Annotated in this window: 2 protein-coding genes; one reads left to right on the top strand and one right to left on the bottom strand. The window is 66.7% G+C overall.

Going from position 1 to position 3024, the window contains the following annotated elements; all coding sequences use genetic code 11:
* Positions 1 to 70: 70 nt before the first annotated feature.
* Positions 71 to 949 (bottom strand): KPN_02809 family neutral zinc metallopeptidase, encoded by an 879-nt coding sequence (gene ypfJ, locus ACLP25_RS27155; protein WP_442472217.1) that lies wholly within the window; start codon positions 947 to 949, stop codon positions 71 to 73.
* A 223-nt stretch (positions 950 to 1172) separates the two neighbouring features.
* On the opposite strand from ypfJ, the gene ACLP25_RS27150 reads away from it, so the two are divergent.
* Positions 1173 to 3024, top strand: a 1852-nt coding sequence (locus ACLP25_RS27150) for a flavin-containing monooxygenase (protein ID WP_442472216.1), incomplete at its 3' end; no start/stop codon positions are given.

Below are 3024 nucleotides of genomic sequence, written 5' to 3'. Positions count from 1 at the left end.
TCCAAGGGAAAAAAGAAGCGGCCCGGTGGGGGCCGCTCCTCATGGCGTCAGGCCGGCGGGGGAGCCACCGTCATTGCGAAAATGTGTCGCACGAAGAAATCTGCCCGCTCTTCAGGCCGGTCGTCAGCCACTTCGCGCGCTGCGCCGACGAGCCGTGGGTGAAGCTGTCCGGCACGGCGTAGCCGCGCGCCGCGGTCTGCAGGCGGTCGTCGCCGATCGCCTGGGCGGTGGCGAGCGCCTTCTCCACGTCGCCCTGCTCAAGAATCTGCCACTTCTGGTTGGCGTTGGCGGCCCAGACGCCGGCGAGGCAATCGGCCTGGAGTTCGATGCGGACCGAAATGGCGTTGGCCTGGGTCTGGCTCGAGCGCTGCTTGGCCGCGTCGGCTTTGTCGAGAATGCCGAGCAGGTCCTGCACGTGGTGGCCGATCTCGTGCGCCACCACATAGGCGTAGGCGAAATCGCCGCCGCCGCCGTACTTGGTCGTCATGTCGCGGAAGAATGAGGTGTCGAGATAGACCTTCTTGTCGATCGGGCAGTAGAAGGGACCCATCGCCGCCTGCGCGCCGCCGCAGCCCGACCGGGTCGCGCCGTCATAAATGACCAGCGTCGCTGGCGTGTACTCGAGACCTGTCTGCTGAGGCAGCACCGACGTCCAGACCGCCTCGGTCGTCCCCATCACGTGCGCTAGGAATTTCCGGGTCGGATCGTTGGGATCGACGGCGGCGCCTGTGCTCGCCGGCTGCGTCTGGCCGCCCTGGTTCATGTAGCGCGAGGCCATTTCGGCGCCGCCCATCAGCACGGCCGGGTTGATGCCGGTGAAATAGCTGATGGCGAACACGGCGATGATTCCGACGATGCCGAGGCCGCCGCCGCCCATCATGCCGCCGCCGCCGCCCTGGCCGCGCCGATCCTCGATGTTCTGGGAAACGGGCGTGTTTTCGTACTGCATCGACGACCTCGAGGAGCGCTTCCCGCGCCGCCCGGCCCCATGCGGCGGCGCTCTGATCCGCCCTTACTAGCAGAACCCGGGCGGCCTGAGTAGCGAGGCCGCATGGCCCGTCGCCGCCGTGCGCTCAACGCAATTCGAACGAATGCCGGATCGTCTGATCTTGACAGGCCGTGTCCCTGGGCCATGATCTTCGAGGAAAAAAAACAATTCGGGAGGAACGGTCATGCTGCAGGAGCAGACTGCGAGTCGTCATGCCAACCCGAACAACGGCGTTCAGCATGCCGACGTCGCGGTGGTCGGCGCTGGCTTCGCCGGATTGTATCTTCTCTATCGGTTGCGGAAAGCGGGCTTCACGGCGATCGGGCTGGAAGCGGCCGACGACGTCGGCGGCACCTGGTACTGGAACCGCTACCCGGGCGCGCGCTGCGACATTCAGACCATCGACTACGCCTATACGTTCGATCCCGAGTTGGACAAGGCGTGGACCTGGTCGGAGAAATACGCGACGCAGCCGGAAATCCTTCGCTATCTCGGCTTTGTCGCCGATCGCCACGATCTTCGCCGCGACATCCGCTTTGGCACGAACGTGATAAACGGCCGATGGAACGAGGGGACGGGCCGGTGGCTGCTTAGGACGTCCGACGGTCCTTCTGTTTCCTGCCGCCACTACATCATGGCGACCGGCTGCCTCTCCTCGCCCAAACCGCCGGAGAGCGTCGGCGCCGGCTCCTTCAGCGGCCCCGTTCTCACGACCGGCCGCTGGCCCCACGACGGCGTCGATCTCGCCGGCAAGCGCGTCGCCGTGATCGGCACCGGCTCTTCGGCGATCCAGCTCATTCCGATCGTCGCCGAGCAGGCGGCCGAACTCGTGGTGTTCCAGCGCACGCCGAATTTCGCCATGCCGGCCCGGAACGGCGCGCCGTCGCCGGACCGCCTTGCGCAGGTGCGCAGCGACCCCGCCGCCTATCGCGCGCAGGCGCGGCAGTCTCTGACCGGCGTGCCGCTGCCGATGCAGAGCGTGGTCAGTTGGCAGTTCACCGACGCCGAACGGCGGGAGCGCTTCGAGAAAATGTGGGACGAAGGCGATCTCGTCGGGATGCTGACCCAGCTCTGGGCCGACCAGGGCGTCGATGTCGACGGCAATGCGATCGTCGCCGATCTCTTCCGCGAGAAGATTCGCAGTGTCGTAAGAGACCCCGAGACAGCGGAGACGTTGACCCCCCGCGATCATCCGTTCGGCGCCAAGCGCCCCTGCCTCGACACCAACTACTATGCGACCTTCAACCGCCCCAACGTCGCGCTCGTCGATCTGCGCAAGGAGCCGATCGCTTCGATCAGCGCGACCGCCATCCACACCGCGACGCGCAAGTTCGACGTCGACGTCATCGTCTTCGCGACCGGCTTCGACGCAATGACGGGCGCGGTCCTCGCCCTCAATCCGGTCGAGGGGCGCGGCGGACGGACGCTTGCCGGCCTCTGGGCGGAGGGGCCGAAGACCTATCTCGGCCTGATGGCCGCAGGCTTCCCCAATTTCTTCATGATTACCGGGCCGGGCAGTCCATCGGTGCTGTCGAACATGGTGGTGTCGATTGAGCAGCACGTCGACTGGGTGGTCGACCGACTGATCGACATGCGGGCCGCCGGCTTCACCACGATCGAGCCGACCGAAACTGCGATGGCGGGCTGGGAGCGCCACCTCGCCGATTGCGCGCAGGTGACGCTGCACCGGCTGGCCAACACCTGGTACACCGGCGCCAACGTGCTGGGCAAACCGCAGGGCGTGATGCCCTATACCGGCGGCGTCGGGCTCTATCGCGGTATCTGCGACGAGGCGGTCCAGCGCGGTTTGCTGGGGTTCCGGCTGACGGGGCCAAACGTCCCTGAACAGTGCAACGACGGCGAGATCGTTCGCCTGCAGCCCGACGTCCGCGCCGTTCTCGGCCTGCTTGCCCAAATGAATCTGCCGGCGATCGAGTCGCTCGGCGCCGCCGGCGCGCGCGCCTTCGTCGTGCTGTTCAACGCCGGCCGTCCGTTCGGACGACCGGTCGGAGAGGTTGTCGACGGCGTGTACGATG

The sequence above is a fragment of the Roseiarcus sp. genome, from assembly GCF_052145395.1.
Lineage (GTDB): Bacteria > Pseudomonadota > Alphaproteobacteria > Rhizobiales > Beijerinckiaceae > Roseiarcus.
The sequence above is the reverse complement of the archived record's forward strand: the minus strand, read 5'-3'. Positions and strand labels throughout refer to the sequence as shown.